A 21204-nucleotide genomic window follows, 5' to 3' on the forward strand; every position below is an offset into this window, starting at 1 on the left:
CTTATGAGCGTGAATGCTACACGCTCAATTCACGGAATCCGTAATGACGGATTCTCCGTTTATTTTCATGATCAGCGGCTGCTCGACATGGCTGGCCAGGACATTATGCTCGAACGACGCAGGCAGAACCTCGCCTCCGAGCGCGCTTTTGACAGCCAGATAAGGGAAGTTAATTCCAGACAGACAGGAGATATGCAGGCCGCCGGACATCCGCGGATTGATCTCCAGCAGCTTGGGCACGCCGCCGCTGTATTTCATCTGGATATTGAAATTGAACGGAATCCGGTACGTCTCAGCCACCCTGCGGGCCACCTCCGCAAGCTCCGGGATATATTCCATCAACCGCAGGCGGCCGCCTGCTTTCCGGCGTGGGACTGCGGCCAGCAGCCTGCCCTTCTCATCCGACAGGCAATCAATACTATATTCATATCCCTCCAGCAGCTCCATCACCATCAGGTTAGGGAAGCTCCCGGCTTCAGCAAGGATGCGGTAAGCTTCCTCGAAGGAGATCAGCGGAGTTACGTGGCCGAACAGCTCCTCCACGGGACTGCGGTCATTATCTATAATCCGGAATCCGAGTCCGCCCTCCGTCTCGGTAGGCTTGAAGCAGACCTTATGTCCTTTGGCTGCGAGGTCTTCATAAGCTTCCCTGAACTCCTCTGCATTACTAACCACATGATAATCAGGAATTGTCATAATCCCGGTGGTCTTCACGCTCTCATAGAACTTGCCTTTGTCCATGATCATCTCCAGCAGATCCAGATCACGGCAGACCAGCACCTTCGTCCCGATCTCATCGAACAGCGATGCATGCAGCGCGATATCCAGCATATGCAGCCGGGGGATGAAGATATCAATCTTGTTCCGGCGGCAAAAATCAACACAGAACTGCACGTATTCAATGCCTTCGAGCGCCGGCTCGGTTCCGGCCACATCGGCGCCTTGCAGCGACATATGGTGGATATCCGGGTGGGTGGCGAAGATTTGCACCGGAATCCCGTCTTCATTGCTTCGGATGAGATTCATATAATGATAGGCAACAGAGAACCAGCGGTTGAAATATATATTTACCTTTTTCATGGTGGCGGTCCAACTCCCAATGCTGTCGAATGTGTATAAATCCTGTGAACATACTGCATAATCTCATCCGCGGCAAATACCCCCGGCCGCTCTGTAAACGGATACTCTAAGTGTACTAAACCCGACTGCTGCTCGGCAAATATTTCTCCGTGGCAGGGAGCTATGGCATAGTCGGCGGCGGCGAGCAGGCTCTTGTCCAGAAGGGAATCGCCTGAGGCGACCATCGGCTCCGAATGCACAGTGCGGCGGACATGAAGAATGGCATCGCTTTTGTTCACCGCCTCCGGCACGATATAGAGCTTGCGCCCCTGCAGGGATACTCTCCAGCCAAGCTCGCCCAGCCGTTGAGACATCCGGGCAATCTCCGCAAGCGGCAGCGAATCCCGGTGAACCACGAAGGTATAGAACAGCTCATCGCAATACCGCCGGCTAATGATCCATTCTTCCTGAACAACAGCACGCACGATGCTTTCGGCTTCTTCCGCCGCAGCGGAGCCGCGTTCCACCGCTCTGCCGACAGCCGTCCGCCAATCCTGGTCCACTATCCCGTTCACAAGAATATTGCCGCCATTGCTGGTGATGGCATAATCCGGAATGACCGTCTCCTGGAACAGGTTAATCCGCCGGTACTGGGCAATCGTACGTGTAGTCACCGGCATGAAGACAATCTTCGCCGCCAGCTCTATCAGTGTAGCCAGAGCCTGCTGTGAGATATACGATACCGTTCTGCCGTCAACAACCTCTGCCGGAACCAGACCCGGGGTATCCTCAGGAACGCCTATCGCGCTAAGAGAGTAGATCAGCGTGCGGTCCAGATCGCTGGCGTAGATCATTCACTCTCCCCTTTCAGCGGCTTGATGATGCCGCAGCAGGAGTAGGTCAGCCCGGGATAGACCTCTACCGGCACGCCCCGGTCCTCCGCCAGCAGCAGAATATGCCGCAGGTTGGGATTGTCCAGCCTGTCGACAAGGATTCTCCAGGGCACTCTTCGCAGCAGTACACGTGTCGTCTCCCCCACTCCGGGCTTCACCAGATTGATATTATCTATGCCGAAGGTATCCTGGATACTGCGGATATCCGCCAGCCCCTGCCAGGTAATCTCCGGCGGATGCTCCAGCATCTCCGCAGCCTGCGCAAATGCCTCTGCTGCTACTTCCGCGAAATACGGGGTAATCGCTTCAACGAATACGTTGGACAGATCACTGTCCAGCCATTCCTTGTAGAATTTGGCCCCGTGGAATTCCTCTGGCCCGATCAGATCATCGCGGAGCACCGTACGGCTCATCAGGCCGGATACCGTGGAGTTCAGGCAGGCGCTTGGAATCAGATAATCCTCCCGGGTGCCGTAGGTTCCCGAGCAGTGCCCGGGATCTGCGAGTACCGCCAGATCATCATTTAGCGTAATGCCATATTTCTTATGCATACTCTCACAGGCCTCTATCAGCACCTGCCGGATGGCCCCCTTACCGGTCCAGCCATCGATGAATTGCAGCTCGGCATCCCTTCCATGCTGCTGCAGCATGTAGAGCACCGCATTCTCATCAATCCCCTTGCCGCGGATAATCGAGATGCTGTAATGCGGAAGATCCGCTCCATATTTCTCAAGAATATAACGTTTGATCAATACCCCGATAGGTGTGCCCGCTCTCGCCAGGGAGACCAGCACGGTATTCGCCGTTCCCCGCCGGGCTACAATCATCTCGGACACCACAGCTACAGCCAGCGCCACCTTCTTCGCAGTCTGCTGCAGCGTCTCATGAAACAATTCGATATACTGCTCTGTCGGCTGGTACTCCACCGGAAGCATCTCCGAATAATGCACGCCGGACTGGATCGCTTCCTCCCGCTCGGCCGTTCCCCGCTCCAGGGATACATTGCTTAGATCCTTGAGCAGGAAGGTAACGTCGGAAGCAGGATAGCTGCCCAGTGCCACCGGAGGGGATATTGTTCTATTGTGAATGGCTTCGATATCTATTCCCTTCATAGCCCTGAGCCTCCCGTATCTGGTTCTGGGCTGAGAACAACAAGATGTACCTTATTGCCCGCCAGCCTCTGTAAAATATCCGTCATCGGTGCAATCCGCTGCCAGGGCACCTCGCGTTCCAGCAGGACGAAGATATCGTCATACTGGCCGGGGTCCACATTATAGATGAAATTCTTGATCTCCGTGTCGCCTGCAGACGGATAGGCTGCGGCGCTGTGCACGCCGTAATCCGCACGCCGCTCGGGATGGATCGGACTGCGGGTTGAGGACTGGTACAGCACGCCCTCTCCCATCTCTGCAGCGATCCGCATCGGCAGATACATGAACTCGCCTACGCCCATCACCAGGGTACGTCCGCCTTCCCGCAGCCCCCGGAGCTGCCTGGCCACACGGCTTACACCTGCATCTATCCGCGCATTATCCGCAGACTCCAGGCCGAAGCGGCCGCTGTGCTTCAGATAAGGCGATGGATTGATAACGCCCAGTCCATCCGCCGAGGTTACCGGAAGCCGCTCTAAGCCGTCGAATGCATAAGTAGTTACAAGCTCTGCGCCTGTGGTAGCGGCGGCTCCGTTACCGGCTGCAGGCTGCAGCAGCGGAACCCCCTCAACCTTGATGCTTCCCTGCAGCAGTGATAGAGCTTGTATGCGTATCCCCAGCTCCAGCTCCAGATCACGGTACGCCTGGATATTAGCTTCACTCCGCCAGTCCAAGAGAGAAGCCACTACATACTCCCTGCGCGGGAATTTGGACTGGATGTCCCGGATCGTATTAATCGCCGTATTACCGGTCGTAATCTCGTCATCCACTAATACAATCGGCTCTGTCCCCGATAACAGCCCGGCATTCAGGGCATAGCAGAGATGATCTACGGCGTGGGAATGCTCCTCTTCAAAGGTCACCACCGATTCCAGCTCAGGAATCAGCTCACGCGTGGTATGAATATAGGACGCACCGCCGGCGAATGCATTATACATGCTGTGGCCAAGGGCGGTAGCGGTTTCGGCGAACCCGATAAACAGAACCGGCTCAGGCAGAGCCAGGCGCGCAGCAAGCAGCGCATGATAAGCTTCTTCCGCAACTTCAGGATGGATCAGGCCATGAACGGCCTGGTTCATCAGCGGTTCCATCATCTCCCGGTCAGCGGTATCCGCGCTCATCTCCAGATACAGGAGCAAGGCGAGTGCCGCTCCGCTAAGCAGCGGGGTATAGGGCCCTACGGGAATGTGCTTGCCAAGCACTTTGCTGACGAACAGGAAGGAGCGCTTCTTATTGATTCGTGCAGCCATAGAGAACAAGGACTCCACAGGCATATGAAAAGGATTGGAGGTTTCTGTTACCGTAACCTGCAGATTCTCGACGATATTAAACGTGTGTGTATTCGTTCTCGGGTAGTAATCCGACAAAATGCTGTTGTTCATGTAACACCCCGTATATTTGAGATCGTAATAAAATTCGTCTGGCCCAGTTCAAATGAGGCTTGATTTCATTCATTTTGTTATAGTATTCACTCTTGAACACGCCGCGGCTGCCATCGTTGCTGTCTACAATACTTAAGGCATCCACATACTCTTCATGCATTACGGTATACATCGCCTGCACGGGTCTGAGGTGGGAGGGGTGGATAATGGTTTTGCCCACAATGCCATTCTCCTTGTCCAGAATTACTTCCCGGATCAGCCCGTCCATCGAGCTTGAAATGAAGCTGTTGCGCATCTCGCGGCCATGCTTGCCGTAGGTATCCTCGAAGGGTGTCTCCCGCAGCTGCGGGCGGAGGACCCGGTGTCCTTTGCTGGCAAAATACTCCCACACAGGACCCGAGATCACGTATCCTTCCTCCACACGGCCAAAGACGTTAATGATATCCGACATGCAGTCACGGATCGGCGTCAGGTCATAAATACTGATATCCGGGCTGCGCCGCAGTCCGAACAGACTGGAGAAGTCCGTCGCTCCAATCCGGACATTCAGTACATACTCGCGGTATTGCCCCAGCAGATCGCGGACCCCAAGCAGAGTATCCATCCGGCTCTCCCGGTAGATGATCGGTGCATTCTCCAGAATCGGCATCCCGTACAGCACCGGGGCTGAATAGCTGCGTGTGTCATTGTAATCGGCAATGGCCTCGAAATAATCCGTACCGTTCTCTACGGAGAATTTGGGGAAGACGAAGCCGGTCAGCATGGTGATTAATGATCCCAGCCGAAAGATCAGATCCCGCAGCTGTGCAGGGTTACGCACCCGGATGAACAGCAGCGGAAGACTGCCGCGCTGTTCCGGCTCATTCTCCGCATAAGCGGACAGGAACGCCAGATGCCTGACGATGGATTCTTCGGCATAATCCACTTCACCGTCCCCGATGGCATCCTCCAGATCTATGATTACCGTAATAAGTCCTGAGGCTCTCAGCTTAATAATATCTTCGGCAACACTGGCACGGGTGGCCGGCATATAAAGGGCTGCTCCGACGGCATAAGCCAGTAAATCCTTGCGGGTAGTATGATCAAATGAAACCGGCGGAACATGGAATAATGAGGCTTCCTGTTCTTGTGTGAGGTAATCGAAATATCTCAAGGCCCTTCCCCCTTAATGTTGTGCCAGCACAATACAAATGACCTCTGGCTGCGAGCAGAACCAGCTATGCCGTCCTCTCGGGGACGGTATCCGGCTTGCTTAGAACCCAAGCAAAGGCCATGCTATAAACCTATTACGATTACCCGAAAGGCGTGCCGGAGTCCACCCTTCCCGTGAACCCCGCGCCTTCCTGCACAGCTATAAAGGATAAATAGATAAAGCACGCAGAACCATCAGGCCTTGTGGTTCTCAGCCTTCTTGCGTTTGCTTGCGCTATACACAATAGTACCTGCAAACACCGCAATTAGAATACCGAAGAAAATTACATGCGGCAATTCATAGCCGAAGGCTCCGGCAAGCATTTTACCGGCAATCAGTGCAATAAGCAGGAATGCTGTCTGTTCCAGTTCAGGATATCTGGCAATCAGCTTGAGAAACACCTGTGCCACTCCGCGCATCATCAGTACGCCGAGAATACCGCCCAGGAAGAGTACCCATACTTCACTGCTAAGACCAAACGCAGCTACCACGCTGTCAATACTGAAGGCAATATCCATTAATTCAACGAGGAGTACCGTCTTCCAGAAGGAGGCGCCTTTATTCTTAATCTCTCCCTCTTCTCCGCTGCCCTTGAACAACCCTTTGTAGGCAATGTAGAAGAGATACAAGGCTCCAAGCACCTTCACCAGCGTGAATTTGACGAGATAGGTCCCCAGCCCAATCGCCAGGAATCTGAATACATAAGCACCGATAATACCGTAGAACAACGCCTTACGCTGCTGCTCCTTCGGCAGGTGCTTAACCATGACCGCCAGTACAAGCGCGTTATCAGCGGACAGCAGACCCTCCAGCAGAATCAAGCTTCCGATTATCCCCCAGCTGACAGGGTCGGAGAGCGTTCCTGCAATATCACTCCATGAGAAGAAATGCCCATAATTCTCACCGATACTCCTAAAAAAATCACTGAACCAGTCCATTCCACTTGCGCCTCCGGTAATATCAAATTATTTGCTTCCCGCTACCCAGCGAAGCCCCCAGCCATAAGCCTCATCCATCTCCCTGTGACCGCTGAAATATTGCACGAGCCGTTCAATACTGAAGGTCTCGTTATCCACATTCCGGATCAGCGCGATGGCGCACATGCCTTTACGGTTGTTATGCTCGTCCAGATTAACGATAATATCCGGTCCTCCATCCTGCTTCAGGGTAACCACTCCATCCGCTTCGGACCAGTTGGTAACTCCTTTGTAAATAAAGGCAAACACCAGAATCCGTTCAATCTGGGCGACCTTACTTCCGTTTATACGCAGATTCTCGCCAGATGTTACGGAGCCGGTCCGATCATCTCCATCGAGCATGATGTACGGCGGCTGCTGGAGGTTGCCGAACGCATTGCCCAGTGCCTGCACCACGCCTTTGCTGCCATTCTTCAGCTCATACAGACAGGCCAAGTCGAGATCTACCCCGCCCTTGTTACGGCTGAACAGCCCTCCGCCCTGCTTCTGGTTCCAGTTCAGGTTAATGAGCAGCTCACCCAGACCGGAGGCGGATTTCTTCAGGTTAATCGAATCGCCCTTCTTCTTCAGCTCAATCTTCTTCAGATTGAGATTCAGCGCCGGTGTGGGAGCAGCCTCCTGCTTAGGGGGTGCCGGTGCAGGCGGTGGCGGAATCACAATATTCGGTCTGGATGACTCTGCGCGGGGCGGCGGCACTTGAAGCGGCGGGCGTCCCGGCGGAGGCGTCTGTTCAGGCGGCTTCGGTGCCGGCGCAGGCTCGTCCTCTACTTCTATGCCATAGTTGCCGCAGAGCGCCTTAAGCCCGCCCGAGAAGCCCGCAACAATCGCACTGTATTTCCATTCTTCACCATGTCTATATAATTCTCCAACTACAACAGCCGTTTCCACAGAGAACTGATTTCCAAGGTTACACCGCAGAAGCTGCGCACCTGTCGCCTGATTCACGATCCGGCACTCCGCTTCACTCATTTGTCCGAACATCTGCTTGCGGTTTTCTCCGTCATACAGAGTAAGCGTGAAGGCAATCTTCACTATGTTTGCCGGAATCCGCTCCAGCGAGACCTCGAACTGCTTCAGTCCGCCCGAAGCCGTACCCGGCACATCCTTATAAGTGATATATGGAGTAGACGGGTTATTGTAAAAGATCAGATCGTCGTCACTGCCGACTTTACCGCCAGCTCCAAGCAGGAATGCGGAAGCATCAATATCCATGGAAGACGGAGCTTTCCACCCGATCTCAACCGTAATGCTGCGGAGCCCCGGGTTCCCTTTGGTCAGGTCTGCTTTCTGTCCTTTGACTACTTCTGTATTCATTCTTACGCCACCTTTATACATGGATAAGAGCGCAACTTATCAGATTTTGTGTATAAAAAGGGCAGGATCGATGATGATCCCGCCTTTGAAGCTCTTATTGCGCGTCCAGCCCGTAGTTTTTGCATAACGCGCTTAGTCCGCCGGCGAAGCCGCTGCCGATCGCCTGGAATTTCCAGTCCGCCCCCTGGCGGTAGAATTCACAGAAGACCACAGCCGTCTCGGTGGAGAAATCCTCGCCCAGATCGAACCGCAGAATCTCACGGTCACTGGATGCATCCACTACGCGGACGAAAGCGTTGGAGACTTGTCCGAAGTTCTGTGCCCGGGCCTCATAATCATAGATCGTGACCGTGATCCCGATCCGCTGAATATTGGCAGGCACCAGGCTGAAGTCTACGACGATCTGCTCATCATCCCCGTCGCCTTCCCCTGTACGATTGTCGCCTGTGTGGGTTACAGATCCAGTACCGCCGCTTGGGTTGTTATAGAATACAAAGTCATTTTCGCTTTTGGCTTTGCCGTCCTCATGCAGCAGGAATGCTGATGCATCAAGGTCGAAATCCTTGCCGCCGCTGTACTTGTTTGTATCCCAGCCCAGTCCTACAACTACCTTGGTCAGACCCGGATTAGTCTTGGTAAGATCAATCCGCTGTCCTTTGGAAAGACTGATCGTCACTGTCAAAAACCCTCTTTCCTTACAGATTTAATTCCCGTAATGTCAGAGCCTTATTGCAGACCGTAATCACGGGTCAAGCCGGAGAGACCATCCTTGTAGCCGCTGCCAATCGCATTGAATTTCCATTCTGCGCCGTTACGGTACAATTCGCCTACAACTACGCCTGTTTCAACGGAGAAATCTTCACCCAGGTCAAAACGGATCAGTTCCTCACTGTTCGCATCGTTGACGATACGTACATAAGAACGGGAGACTTGTCCAAAGTTCTGGCTTCTGGATTCTGCTTCATAGATGGTAATGGTGAAGGCAATCTTGTCCACATCTGCAGGAACATTAAGCAAATCGACTTGAACCTGCTCATCATCTCCGTCGCCTTCCCCGGTACGGTTATCGCCGGTGTGTACGACAGAAGCGTTCTCGTTCTGCTTGTTGTTGAAGAAGATGAAGTTGGTTTCTTTATCTACTTTACCGCTGGCATTCGTCAGGAACACGGAAACGTCAAGGTCAAAGTCCTTACCGCCGTCGTATTTATTCGTATCCCATCCTAGGCCGACTGTGATTTTGGACAAGCCTGGATTCGTTTTGGTTAAATCAATTTTTTGTCCCTTGGATAAGTTAATAGCCATGAATAGAGCCCTCTTTTCTCAAATTGGATTTAGATATAGCGTTCTGCCAGCTGATTGATATGCGCGGCGTGGGCCGCTTCACCAATGGCTGCGAATTTCCACTCTTCGCCATGACGGTACAGCTCACCGCAGATCAGTGCCGTGAAGCCTGTATAATTCTCTGTCAGATTAAACTTAACCAATTCTGCATTCCCTGCCGCATTAATAATGCGGATATACGCAGATTTGATCATTCCGAAATCCTGCTTGCGGTTCACCGCATCGTAGATGTTAACCACAACAAGGACCTTATGGACATCGGCAGGAATCTGCTTCAGATTCACCATGATCTGTTCGTCGTCCCCGTCGCCCTCACCCGTCAGATTATCCCCCGAGTGGACTACAGAGTTATTCGCATTCTGTTTGTTGTGAAAGCAGACAAGGTTCAGCTTGTTCGTCAGCTTGCCGTTCTCATTCAGCAGCAGCGCTGAAGCATCGCAGTCCACATTCGCCTGTTTTTTAACCCCAAAGAATCCTCTTGCCGGTTCGGCAGGGTCCCAGCCCAGTCCTACGATTACGTTAGACAGTCCGGCATTGCCTTTGGTTAAATCGATCTTCTGACCTTTTACCAGATTAATTCCAGCCAACTTGAAGTACCTCCGTTTCCAGATAGAAGTATGCTTGCGGGTGTTACATCAGTGATACGGCGATGAATCGCCTAAAGTTTCAGTAATTAGCAAATGAAATCCAGCCTGTAATTACAGGCTGAATTCGCTTGGGCTAAGTCCCAGTACATTGCAGATATTCCGCACAACCGCTTTCTCATGCTCATCGAAGTCACCGTCTGCTGCACCAATCGCCGAGCATACGCCCACGATTAACCGTCCAACCTCCGGTTTGCCGTTAAACTTCCCGATGGCCTTCAGCGCTTCCTGCTTACCGATCTCCGGCGAGAATTCGAAGTTGCTGACATAGTAATTGAACTGGGCAATGACGTCCCTCATGTCAAATACCTTGAGTTCATTGCTGAGATTCATATATCCCGCCATCTTGTTCTTCTCAGCTTCCTCAATCTTGCCGTCAGCAGCAGCAACCAGCGCGCAGCCCGCCACCACCGCGTTCATAAAGTCTTTATTTTTAAATTTCTTCACTTGATCCGTCAGTCCGCTCTTGGTGGTATTCAGCCAATTCTTGAATGTGCTCATCGTATTCTCCTTCTATCATTATGGAATTATGACCAGCAGAAAGCCTATGCCGTCTTATTAAGCACCCTATCCTTTTCTGCCGGAAATATAAGGATCAATCATTATGCAGAACCGCTGACATCCTTATACTTTAAAAAAAGATATCTCCGAGCCTCCTCCCCGCCACCCTGGGCAGCTATTCACGCTTGGACTTATTGCCTATTTCTTACTCTTCTAATATAACCGATTAAATAACAATATTCTACTTTGGGCGATTCTTACAGCACCTTGGACAGAAACTCCCGTGTACGCTCATGCGACGGGCTGCCGAACAACTGCTCCGGCGCACCCTGCTCCACTATGGCCCCTTGCTCCATAAAAAGCACCCGGTCCCCAACTTCACGGGCGAAGCCCATCTCATGGGTCACCACAACCATAGTCATCCCCTCAAGGGCCAGCTCCTTCATTACGGCCAGCACCTCGCCCACCATCTCGGGGTCCAGGGCCGAGGTCGGCTCGTCGAACAGCATGATCTTCGGCTCCATCGCCAGCGCCCGGGCAATCGCCACCCGCTGGGCCTGACCGCCGGAGAGCGAGGCAGGATACATCTCCGCCTTCTCACTGAGGCCCACCTTCTGCAGCAGCTCCACAGCCTTCTGCCTCGCTTGATCCTCCGTCCATTTCCGCACCTTCATCGGGGACAGCATGATGTTCTCGATCACTGTGCGGTGCGGAAACAGATTGAACTGCTGAAAAACCATCCCCACCTCAGTACGGATATCGTTAATCCTTGTGCTCTTGGCCATCAAGGAAGTGCCTTCAATGATAATATCGCCCTTTTGCGGCTGCTCCAGCAGATTAAGGCAGCGCAGAAAGGTCGATTTGCCCGAGCCCGAAGGCCCGATGACGACCACAACCTCCCGGCTGTGAATGTCGACGCTGATATCCGTCAGTACCTGATGGGCACCGAATGATTTGTGCAGATGCTTGACTGAAATTACCGGTTCCATAGGGGTTACACCTTCCGTTCGATATAATTAAGCAGCTTGCTGAGGGAGTAGGTCAGGATGAAATAGATCAGTGCAGCGGTCAGATAAGGCTCCCAGATCCGCAGGTATTGGCCTTTCATGGTATTGCTCCAGTACATAATCTCAGGGGCGGCAATCAGCGCCAGCAGCGAGGAATCCTTAACCAGCACGATGAATTCATTCCCGAAGGCGGGAACCATCCGTTTGATGGCCTGGGGCAGAATAATGAAGCGCATCGCCTGCTGCCGGGTCATTCCGAGGGATAGGGCCGCTTCCCGCTGACCGGGGTCGATGGACTGGATACCGGCGCGGAAGATCTCCGCAGAATAGGCGGCGGAATTGAGCGACAGCGCCACGAATGCGCTCATCAGCGCATAGGTTTTGCCGTAGAACAACGGGATCAGCCCGAAGTGGACGATCAGAATCTGCACATAGAGCGGCGTACCGCGGAAGAGGTTAATATACGCGTGAAACGGCCAGCGGAAATACCATTTGGGTGCCATTTTGCCGAAGCCGATAATCAGCCCCAGCAGGGAGCCGCACAGAATGGAGACCAGCGATACGCCGATGGTGAACAGGGTCCCTTTTAGCAGAACCGGTAAATAATGAACGATGATGTCGAATCTGAAATCCATAGAATTCTTCCCTTCTCTTCTGCTTGTGGCTTGCTCAAAAAAAGAAGCACGCGCAATAGCAATCATTACGCATGCTTAGTTGTGCCGGCCCCTATGCTACTTCGCGTTCATAAGCGCCGCCGTGTCCGGCTCTTCGCCGAACCATTCCTTGTAGATCTCCGCATATTTGCCGTTCTCGATGATCTTCTTGATCGCCGGGTCCAGCTTCTCCTTCCATTCGCTGCCCTTCGGATACAGGATACCGTAGTACTCGGAACCGAAATTCTCCTTGTCGATAATGCCTGTCAGCTTCTCCTTCGGGTTGTTCTTGATGTATTCGTTCACGATGGCGATATCCGCAACCACCGCATCCGCTCCGCCGCCGTTCAGCTCCATCAGCGCTACCGCATTGCTGTCGAACCGCTTCAGATTGCCGTTGTCGACGCCCATAATGCCGCTCATCAGCTCATCTGCTGTCGTGGCTGCCTGAACCGCAACCTTCTTCCCCTTCAGGTCCAGGGCGGATTTGATGTCGCTGCCTTCCTTCACCATGATCATGTTCGTAGATTCGAAATAAGGGATGGAGTAGTCATAGGTCTCCTTGCGCTCATCTGTAATTGATACCGAGGATACACCCGCCTGATATTCAGTGCCCTGCTTCACACTCGTCAGCATGGTATCCCAGCCTGTGTTGGTGACCGTGTAATCGATGCCAGCCTCCGCCATCACCGCCTTAATGAAATCAATGTCAAAGCCCTTGATCGTATCGGTATCCATATACTCCATTGGTGCATAGCTGGCATCGGTAGCGATTTTGAGACTTTTCCCGTCCGCACTGCCGCCTTTCGCCTCATTACCAGAGCTACAACCCGCCATTGCCAAGACCAGGAGTGCTACCATACCTGACATCGCCCACTTTTTCCGGATTCCCATTCTCCAATCCCCCTACTTATTTGTAAAATAACTTAAGGAGATTTTATCAGATTAGAGTAGTGATGACAATTAACTTTATCCTTGCGTGTAATATAATATGACATTATTATCGATATATTGTAACATCTCATGCAAAAAAGCAGCCAAAATGCCCCGGAGAGAGCTCCGGCAGCATTCTGGCTGCTTACTGAATGGTCTATACATATTAGCACATAAGTTAGAAGGTCAAATCGCCGTCATAGGAAGCAATCATCCGGTACAGCTCCGGACGGCGGTCACGGAAGATCCCCCATTCAATCCGGCCGACCTCAAGGGCATCCAGATCAAATTCGCTGACCAGTACCGTCTGCTCATCCCGTCCGGCTTCGACAATCTTGTTGCCCTGCGGACCAGCGATGAACGACGAGCCGTAGAAGTCAATGCTGGAATCCTCGTCAGTCTCCTTGCCGATCCGGTTGGAGGCCACGACAGGAATCAGGTTAGCGGCAGCATGACCCAGCATGCAGGTCTGCCAGTGATCCTTGGAATCAATCGACCCATCCTGCGGCTCCGAGCCGATCGCTGTAGGGTAGAACAGAATCTCCGCACCCATCAGGCTCATCACCCGGGCAGCTTCCGGGTACCATTGGTCCCAGCATACGCCGACTCCGATTTTGGCATAGCGGGTATTCCACACCTTGAAGCCGGTATCGCCCGGGTTGAAGTAGAATTTCTCTTCATAGCCCGGACCGTCAGGAATATGGCTCTTGCGGTATTTGCCCATCACGGTTCCGTCCGCATCAATGACCGCCAGCGAGTTGTACCGCGCATAATTCTTCTTCTCATAAAAGCTGATCGGCAGCACCACCGCAAGCTCCTTGGCAATAGCCTTGAAGTGGTTCACCGCCTTGTTCTGCTCCAGCTCCGTAGCATAGGCATAGTAATCTGACTTCTCCTTCTGGCAGAAATACGGCGTCTCGAACAGCTCCTGCAGCAGAATAATCTGCGCACCCTGGGCGGCTGCCTCTCTTACCAGTGTCTCCGCCTTGCGGATATTCTCATCTATGTCGCCGGAACAGCTCATTTGCGTCGCGGCTACTTTTACTTGTCTCATGGTTGTTCCTCCTTGGTTGAACTTATAACACTTAGAACTCAAAGCTTGGTCGTCGCTGCGGTGAACATTTGGACTTCCGGTCGCTGTTGTCCCCAGATTTCTTGATTTAATCCGCTACTCGCGGTTGAAATCCGGTGACAAAGGCGATCGCTAACGCTCCTACAGTTCCAAATTTCCCCTCCGCTTCTTTTCGCTTTTCGTTAAGCTCCAGCCACCGCAGGCATCTGCTGGGTGGTGCAATGCACGTTGCCGCCTTCGCCGATCACGGCCATTCCGTTCACGGTACGGATACGGCGGCCTGGGAACAGCCCGGCCAGCGTCTCTTCAGCCAGCTTGTCCGTCTCAGCCGCTGTACCGCCGAAGACCGGCAGGATAATTCCGCCGTTCACAAAATAAAAGTTCAGATAGCTCAGCGTCAGGCGGCTGCCCTCGAAGTCCACGCGGGACGGCTGCTGAATGCGGATAATCTCCAGCTTCCGGCCTTTGGCATCAACCGTCTGCTCCAGGATGCGCAGATTCTCCTGCGTAATCGCATAGTTCTCATCCTGCGGGTCCTCGCAGACCTGAATAATCACCTTGCCCGGTGCCGCGAAGCAGGCGATGTTATCGACATGCCCGTCCGTCTCATCCCCGCTGAGGCCGCGCTTCAGCCAGATGATGGACTCGGTCCCGGTATATTGCTTCACATATGCAGCAATCTCCTCGCGGCTTAAGCCCGGATTGCGGTTGGTGTTGAGCAGACATTCCTCGGTGGTCAGCAGCGTGCCTTCACCATCCGTATGAATCGAGCCGCCCTCCATCACCAGCGGAGCATCGAATGCGCTGACTCCCAGGTGCTTCAGAATCTGCGGAGCTACCTCATCATCGAGATCCCAAGGCGAGTATTTGCCGCCCCAGGCATTGAATTTCCAGTTGACCCCGGCCAGCTTCCCGTCAGGACCCGTTAGGAAGGTCGGTCCATTGTCCCGCAGCCAGGCATCGTTGTGCCGGACGGGGAGCAGTGTTACATTCCCGCCGAGCGCCAATTTCTCTACCTGATCCAGCTCCTCTGGATTGACGATAACCGTCACCGGCTCGAATTCGGCAATCGCCCGGATAATCTCGGCATAGCCCGCACTAACCGCTTCATGATTATCAGGGTGTACCATAGAGTCCTTCACCGGCCAGGAAATGAAGGTCCGTTCATGCTTGGCCCATTCGGCAGGCATTGTATAGTGTAAATCACGTGGATGCATCATTTAGTTACCTCTGCTGTTTAGTTTTTGAAGCCGGGGATCTACCCGCAAGCTCCTCACCCATCATACATGAATATGCCGGCAGGCTCAATTGCTGTGCAGCAATAATCCCTCTGGAAATATCCAGAGGGACTGCCATAGAAGCATAATAATCTGCGGTACTGGAATTAGAAAAACTGTGAGACTTCAATCAGAGAGATTGCGGGACTACAATCAGAGATCCTCGGGGATGAATCGATTTTACAGAGTGATGCGCTTGATTATATTGCCCTCAAAATCCTTAATGCTGAACTCACCATTCTCCAGAACGCCATAGGAGTTCGGGTTGTTCTCCTTGGGTAGCGCAATCGATCCGGGGTTGAGCAGGGTAATGCCGTCCTTCACCTCTGCCACCGGCAGATGTGTATGCCCCTGAATGAATATATCCTGCGGGGACAGCGCCGGTAAGTGGTCGATGCTGAAGCCATGCCCGTGCGTAGCGTAGATCTTCCGGCCCTCATGCAGAATCAGCACGTAGTCGCCCATCATCGGGAACTGCAGCAGCATCTGATCCACCTCGGCATCACAGTTACCTCTCACCGCCGCCAGCGATTTGCCCGATTGGCTGTAAGCATTCAGCCTGTCGGCGACCCCCTGCGGATTATACCCCTCCGGCAGCGGATTCCTCGGTCCGTGATACAGGAAATCCCCCAGAATAACCAGCGTGTGCGGCTGCTCCTCCTCCGCCTTCGCCAGCGCCTGTTCCAGCCAGTACAGGGATCCGTGAATATCGGAAATAAACATCAGCTTCATTCGTACGCTTCCTCTCTGTCCATATATCCTGCCCAAAATGCAACATTCCGCTCACCATTCCGGCACGAATCAGCTATTGTTGCACAAAAAGCAGGATTCCTTCTCCTTCAAGCTGAATGCGGGATGATTTCCTGCAATTTGTGCAACATTTCGCCTAAACTCCCATGTATCCATGCACCAAAACTGCAATAGATGCAACAATCGGTCGCATCACAGCCGTCTCAAGGCAGATTGGACGAGCCCATCAAAAAGCGGTCTACCTCGCGGGCGGCCTGGCGGCCCTCGTTAATCGCCCAGACCACCAGACTCTGGCCGCGCCGCATGTCACCGGCCGTGAAGACTCCCTCCACATTCGTTGCCTGCGCTCCGAACTCTGCCTTAACGTTGGAACGCTCATCGCATTCCACACCAAGCTGTCCCAGCACTGTCTCCTCCGGTCCAGTGAAGCCCAAAGCCAGCAGCACCAGCTGCGCCGGAATGACCTCTTCACTGCCCGGTACTTCTACCGGGGCCATCCGCCCGTCTTCTGTACGCTTCCATTCAATACGCACCGTATGCAGCTCCTGCACATGGCCGCCCGCATCGCCGACAAAACGCTTGGTATTCACCACATAGCGGCGCGGATCTTCTTCATACAGAGAAGCCGCCTCCTGCTGTCCGTAGTCCACCTTCAGCACCTTCGGCCATTCCGGCCAAGGATTGCCCGGCTGGCGGGTCAATGGGGACTGCGGCATAATCTCCAGCTGGATTACGCTGCGGCAGCCGTGGCGGATCGAAGTGGCTACACAGTCCGTACCCGTATCTCCGCCGCCGATGACGACCACATCCTTGCCCGCCGCCGACAGATACTCCCCGTCAGCCAGTTCAGAATCCAGCAGGCTCTTCGTATTAAGCGTCAGGAATTCCATCGCCTGATGAATGCCGCGCAACTCCCGGCCTTCCAGCGGCAGGTCCCGCGCCTTAGTCGAGCCGCCGCAGAGGACGACCGCATCATGCTCCTCCTGTAATTGAGCCGCTGCAATATCCCTGCCGATCTCGGTACGGGTGACGAAGGTCACGCCTTCCGCCGCCAGCAGATCCACCCGGCGCTGCACCTTCTTCTTATCCAGCTTCATGTTCGGAATGCCGTAGGTCAGTAGTCCGCCGATCCGGTCAGCCCGCTCATATACCGTTACACTGTGTCCCGCCTTGTTCAGCTGGGCAGCGCAGGCCAGCCCGGCAGGGCCGGAGCCAACAACGGCGACCTTCTTGCCTGTACGAGTAAGCGGCGGCTCAGGAACGATCCAGCCTTCAGCAAACCCTCTCTCTACAATCGCTTTTTCGATCGATTTTATCGTTACCGGATCGCCGTTCTTCCCTACTGTGCAAGCACCTTCACATGGTGCAGGGCAGACGCGTCCTGTAAATTCAGGGAAGTTGTTCGTCTTGTGCAGGCGCTTCAGCGCGACCTGCCAGTTCCCGCGATAGACCATGTCATTCCACTCGGGAATCAGATTATGCAGTGGACAGCCGCTGGCCATCCCTGACAATATACGCCCGACATGACAGAACGGTGTTCCGCAATCCATACAGCGGGCACCCTGCTCACGCAGCTGTTCTTCCTCCATCGGAACCGAGAATTCATTCCAGTTCTTAATCCGCTCCATTGGCTCGCATTCAGCAGGCGTCCGCCGCTGATATTCTATAAATCCGGTTGTTTTACCCATCCCTGTCATCCTCCGAGTCTCTCTGATTGGCCGCCGAAAGGTAATAGACGGCATTCATTCATGCCCACACCCGGCTCCAAAAAGAAACACACTCTTCTGTCACCGTCCGTTATTCTGTCACTGTAAAGCTACGAAGCAAGAGGCTGTAACGGGGCTTCAAATCACCCCGGTACAGGCTCTTGCACGGTTATCATAAGGGGAATAAATGCCTTCATATTACCACCTATCCGCAGGGAGGGAACATGAGCAATGTCACCTTTTGTGTTAACGTTATGTGGCAAATCGTGTATAGCAAACTCAGGCAGCATCTTTTTTCTTGAACATATTGTAGACCGAGCTGAACACCCCGAACAGAATCCCCGTTAACGGGAAGACGATCCAGTTGATCTCCCACTGGTCGAACACGAAACCGCTGACCAGAAAAACACAAGTAACCAGCGGCCAGACCACTGCGGCAACTGCGCCGACAATCCGGCCCTCCTCCTGCTTCGCCTCACTGAAATCGCCTGTCTTCAACAGCTGCTGGTACGCACTCCGGATATTCCCGTAATACACGAAGAGGAACACGGCTACAGCCACCATTATCGGCAGAACGGCCACCCCGTATGAGCTGAATTCATCTCCAAACGCAGAAGTTACAAAGATGGCAATCGGCGACAACACGCATAAACACACCCCCATGATAAGCGATAACGTATACGTGGCGGCAAAAGCGGCCTGTCGCTGCTCAATATACGCCTTCTGAGGATGCGGCAGACTGAACCCGGACTCCATGTATTTGTATTTCTCCATTTTCGTGCCACTGTAGATGAATAACGCAATAGCAGGACCGAGCAGCAGTAACAGGGAGACCAGCCCGATCATACTCATCGCATCTTCAGAGAATACATTTCCCATGACCCCGTTCTCCCCAAGACCCGAGAAAAGGATAAGCAGCGCAGCACCCAGCAAAATCAGCCCTACGCCCCAGCCTACGAGCAGGCCGGATTTTCTTTTGGCAGCAATGAATTCTTCTACAGCAAGCTCATCCAGCATGGGCAGCCGTAGTCCTTCCTCCTTACGATCCTCTCCAAGCCCCAGCTCGCTGACCAGCTCATCAATGTTGCCGAACTCGGAAATAACGATGCCCACCGCCTCATTCTCCGACTTCCCTTCATGCTTCAGTTCATAGTATTTCTCTTCCATGTTGCCAAGCAGCTCCTGCTTCAGCATCGCCATCTGTTCCGTTCTGGGCAGAGATGCGAACATATTGTTCAAGTATCCAATGATGGTATCCAAGTTCCTCACAGCTCCTTTATGAATTTGTTGATAACTTCCTGCGTGATCTGCCATTCCTCACATTTGGCCCGGTAGTAGGCAAGACCCTGGGGAGTGATGCGGTAGTAAGTGCGTCTCTTGCCGAACGTCTCATCCAGATAAAAGGAATCAATATAACCGTTCTTCTCCAGCCGGGTGAATGCCGAATAGAGTGTGGTTTCCTTCATAATGTACTTCTCTTCCGATAGCTTCCGTATATTCTTGGAAATCTCATAGCCGTAAGACTCCCCGTCCAGAAGCATGTAGAGGATCATCGTGTCGTTGTATCCCCTAATCACATCACTGCTGATCAATTGCCTGCCTCCTATACTTCATCTGTCGTAGTAATTAGGTTCATTGTAGCATAATTACTACGACAGATGAAGTAGTGTTTTACGTGGAAATACTATTTATTTTTAAAAGCGGGCTTATGGGCGGTTTCCGTACAGCGAGCTATTAGAAAGAACAGTAATATTGACAGACAAATCATACTTTTATATGATTTATTTATCGTTCAATAAATAAATGATTGGAACTGATCACAATGGCAGCAAAGGAAGATAAAAAGCAAAAAATTATGGAAAGCGCATTAACCTTATTCGCAGAATATGACTACTACAGGACAACAACTGCAATGGTAGCTAAAGCCGCGGGAGTTACACAGCCCTATATTTTTCATTTTTTTGACAACAAAGAAGACTTATATATAGCTGTGTTAAAACGTGCCTACGATCGGATTCATGACACTTTTATGGAAGTCGAGGCACCTGCTGATCAGTTGGTTGGCGCGATGGGCAGCAGCTTTTTCAACTTAATGCAGACACACCGTTCCGAAGTATTGATGGTTATGCAGGCTTATACCATATCGGAGGCTGGGATCAAACAGCATTCTGCTAAGCTTTATAAGACTATTTTTGATGAAGTGACTGGCAAATTCCAGAAGGCCGGGTTACCCGATGCGGAAGAAAATGCAATACGTTATATGAGCATGGGGCTGCTGGTCACGTTATCCGAGGTGCTTGATATACCAGAAATAAAACAGTCCATACAAACGACTAAAGATTAAAGGATGTGCAAGCAGCAAACGGATGAATCTTATCTGTTACTGCTTGCAATTATTTTGCTAATTATTTATTTATCGATAAATAAATTTGAGAGAGTGATCGAATCGTGCCTACTATGTTCAACGAGTTGATGGCATCTGCCGTCTCTATTTTCAAACGTGAAAAAGCGCTCGTTATCCTTGGACTGCTTGGGTTTATTATCGCGGGAAATGCTGCTGTCTATATGTTCTTTCAAGGGGCAGTTGTTCAGCCGGAGGGTAATATTAAAAATGTATTCTCGTTTGCAGCAGCACTAGGAATTTTTCTGTTCTCCATCGCTGCGATTCTACCCTTTGCAGGCTTTACTGTCCGCATGAGAAAAGTGGTTCGCCGGCTTAATATTGCTGCTGCTTCCTACAGCTATGTAATTGAAACTCTGCAGAATTTTCGGGGCTTCAATCCCCGTTTCTCTAAAGCTGGCGGCCTGGTGGACACCCTTGGGGGAGCTTTATTTGGCGTCATTTCTCTTTCTTTTGTGGTCTCAGGTATCCTGCTTATTATTCAATTTTTGAGGATGAAGGCTCCATTGCCTCGCCCTGTACTTATCACCGGTATCCGTTATGCCTTGCTGTCGGTATTCATAGCTAATCTGGCAGGCCTGATCATGATGAGTTTACAAGGCCGTTTTACCGGAGCTGGAGGCAATTATATTGTACTACATGGAATTGGCCTCCATTCGCTCCAAACCCTACTGTTACCCGCCTGGCAGCTGGAACATTCGAATCTACTGCCCGGCAAACAGCGTCTGCTCCTACACACAGGCTGCATAGCTTGGTTGATTGGCATAATGTTTATAGCCGTTCAGACCAGTCTTGGCCATTCTATGTTTGAAGTTAGCTTGTTCCCGATACTTACCATCCTCTGTTTACTGGTTTGGCTGCTTACTGTCATTTCAGCTCTAATGTCTGCCTGTAAAATTCGGTAGGGCAAGAAGCAGACTGCCCCGGCAGCCTGCTTCAGCGTAATACCTA

At 52.4% G+C, this 21204-nt stretch carries 22 protein-coding genes; 2 read left to right on the forward strand and 20 right to left on the reverse strand.

The genetic code is table 11. The features are described from left to right. Positions 1-24: 24 nt before the first annotated feature. From MKY96_RS26975 to MKY96_RS27070, 20 genes are all read right to left on the reverse strand, one after another. Positions 25-1080, reverse strand: coding sequence for an ATP-grasp domain-containing protein (locus MKY96_RS26975; RefSeq protein WP_340945208.1), 1056 nt, complete (start codon positions 1078-1080; stop codon positions 25-27). Continuing rightward, positions 1077-1913, reverse strand: a complete 837-nt coding sequence (locus MKY96_RS26980; protein ID WP_340945211.1) for an HAD family hydrolase — start codon at positions 1911-1913, stop codon at positions 1077-1079. Before MKY96_RS26980 ends, MKY96_RS26975 begins: the two co-directional genes overlap by 4 nt. Beyond that, positions 1910-3064: a cysteine protease StiP family protein gene (locus MKY96_RS26985; RefSeq protein WP_340945213.1), complete on the reverse strand. Its 1155-nt coding sequence runs from the start codon at positions 3062-3064 to the stop codon at positions 1910-1912. Before MKY96_RS26985 ends, MKY96_RS26980 begins: the two co-directional genes overlap by 4 nt. Then, the gene (locus MKY96_RS26990) at positions 3061-4353 is read right to left on the reverse strand and encodes a phosphoribosyltransferase family protein (protein WP_340946772.1); all 1293 of its coding nucleotides are present in this window, start codon (positions 4351-4353) and stop codon (positions 3061-3063) included. Before MKY96_RS26990 ends, MKY96_RS26985 begins: the two co-directional genes overlap by 4 nt. 76 nt (positions 4354-4429) lie before the next feature. Continuing rightward, positions 4430-5638 (reverse strand): HpcH/HpaI aldolase/citrate lyase family protein, encoded by a 1209-nt coding sequence (locus tag MKY96_RS26995; protein ID WP_340945215.1) that lies wholly within the window; start codon positions 5636-5638, stop codon positions 4430-4432. 233 nt (positions 5639-5871) lie between these two features. Beyond that, on the reverse strand, positions 5872-6615 hold the full coding sequence (locus MKY96_RS27000; RefSeq protein WP_036723548.1) for a TerC family protein: 744 nt from the start codon (positions 6613-6615) through the stop codon (positions 5872-5874). A gap of 27 nt (positions 6616-6642) precedes the next feature. After that, positions 6643-7968, reverse strand: a complete 1326-nt coding sequence (locus MKY96_RS27005) for a TerD family protein (RefSeq protein ID WP_340945218.1) — start codon at positions 7966-7968, stop codon at positions 6643-6645. Positions 7969-8062: 94 nt separating this feature from the next. Continuing rightward, positions 8063-8644 carry a TerD family protein gene (locus tag MKY96_RS27010; protein ID WP_036723550.1) on the reverse strand — a complete coding sequence of 194 codons (582 nt, stop codon included), beginning with the start codon at positions 8642-8644 and terminating at the stop codon, positions 8063-8065. Between the two features lie 50 nt (positions 8645-8694). Beyond that, on the reverse strand, positions 8695-9270 hold the full coding sequence (locus MKY96_RS27015; RefSeq protein WP_076085949.1) for a TerD family protein: 576 nt from the start codon (positions 9268-9270) through the stop codon (positions 8695-8697). A 29-nt stretch (positions 9271-9299) separates the two neighbouring features. Beyond that, on the reverse strand, positions 9300-9896 hold the full coding sequence (locus MKY96_RS27020; RefSeq protein ID WP_076085946.1) for a TerD family protein: 597 nt from the start codon (positions 9894-9896) through the stop codon (positions 9300-9302). Between the two features lie 111 nt (positions 9897-10007). Further along, positions 10008-10454 (reverse strand): tellurite resistance TerB family protein, encoded by a 447-nt coding sequence (locus MKY96_RS27025; RefSeq protein WP_340945219.1) that lies wholly within the window; start codon positions 10452-10454, stop codon positions 10008-10010. A gap of 257 nt (positions 10455-10711) precedes the next feature. After that, a complete protein-coding gene (locus MKY96_RS27030; protein ID WP_340945222.1) occupies positions 10712-11443 on the reverse strand; it encodes an amino acid ABC transporter ATP-binding protein in 732 nt (243 codons plus the stop codon). A 5-nt stretch (positions 11444-11448) separates the two neighbouring features. Further along, the gene (locus MKY96_RS27035; RefSeq protein WP_340945223.1) at positions 11449-12096 is read right to left on the reverse strand and encodes an amino acid ABC transporter permease; all 648 of its coding nucleotides are present in this window, start codon (positions 12094-12096) and stop codon (positions 11449-11451) included. 96 nt (positions 12097-12192) lie between these two features. After that, positions 12193-13008, reverse strand: a complete 816-nt coding sequence (locus MKY96_RS27040; RefSeq protein WP_445671500.1) for a basic amino acid ABC transporter substrate-binding protein — start codon at positions 13006-13008, stop codon at positions 12193-12195. Positions 13009-13225: 217 nt separating this feature from the next. After that, on the reverse strand, positions 13226-14101 hold the full coding sequence (gene aguB, locus MKY96_RS27045; protein WP_036723561.1) for an N-carbamoylputrescine amidase: 876 nt from the start codon (positions 14099-14101) through the stop codon (positions 13226-13228). Positions 14102-14301: 200 nt separating this feature from the next. Then, positions 14302-15336 carry an agmatine deiminase family protein gene (locus MKY96_RS27050; protein WP_340946777.1) on the reverse strand — a complete coding sequence of 345 codons (1035 nt, stop codon included), beginning with the start codon at positions 15334-15336 and terminating at the stop codon, positions 14302-14304. A gap of 240 nt (positions 15337-15576) precedes the next feature. Next, on the reverse strand, positions 15577-16128 hold the full coding sequence (gene yfcE / locus MKY96_RS27055) for a phosphodiesterase (RefSeq protein WP_340945226.1): 552 nt from the start codon (positions 16126-16128) through the stop codon (positions 15577-15579). A gap of 221 nt (positions 16129-16349) precedes the next feature. Continuing rightward, the gene (locus MKY96_RS27060) at positions 16350-17834 is read right to left on the reverse strand and encodes a glutamate synthase subunit beta (protein ID WP_340945228.1); all 1485 of its coding nucleotides are present in this window, start codon (positions 17832-17834) and stop codon (positions 16350-16352) included. A gap of 297 nt (positions 17835-18131) precedes the next feature. Further along, positions 18132-19112, reverse strand: a complete 981-nt coding sequence (locus tag MKY96_RS27065; RefSeq protein WP_340945231.1) for a permease prefix domain 1-containing protein — start codon at positions 19110-19112, stop codon at positions 18132-18134. Between the two features lie 5 nt (positions 19113-19117). Further along, a complete protein-coding gene (locus MKY96_RS27070; RefSeq protein WP_036723569.1) occupies positions 19118-19444 on the reverse strand; it encodes a PadR family transcriptional regulator in 327 nt (108 codons plus the stop codon). A 230-nt stretch (positions 19445-19674) separates the two neighbouring features. Between MKY96_RS27070 and MKY96_RS27075 the strand changes: the two genes are divergently transcribed. Both MKY96_RS27075 and MKY96_RS27080 read left to right on the forward strand, forming a co-directional pair. Then, on the forward strand, positions 19675-20196 hold the full coding sequence (locus tag MKY96_RS27075) for a TetR/AcrR family transcriptional regulator (protein ID WP_340945232.1): 522 nt from the start codon (positions 19675-19677) through the stop codon (positions 20194-20196). A 113-nt stretch (positions 20197-20309) separates the two neighbouring features. Continuing rightward, positions 20310-21158: a hypothetical protein gene (locus MKY96_RS27080; RefSeq protein ID WP_340945233.1), complete on the forward strand. Its 849-nt coding sequence runs from the start codon at positions 20310-20312 to the stop codon at positions 21156-21158. The last annotated feature ends 46 nt before the right edge of the window (positions 21159-21204 follow it).

The sequence above is a fragment of the Paenibacillus sp. FSL R7-0302 genome (assembly GCF_038006885.1).
In the GTDB taxonomy this organism is placed as follows: Bacteria; Bacillota; Bacilli; order Paenibacillales; family Paenibacillaceae; genus Paenibacillus_AQ.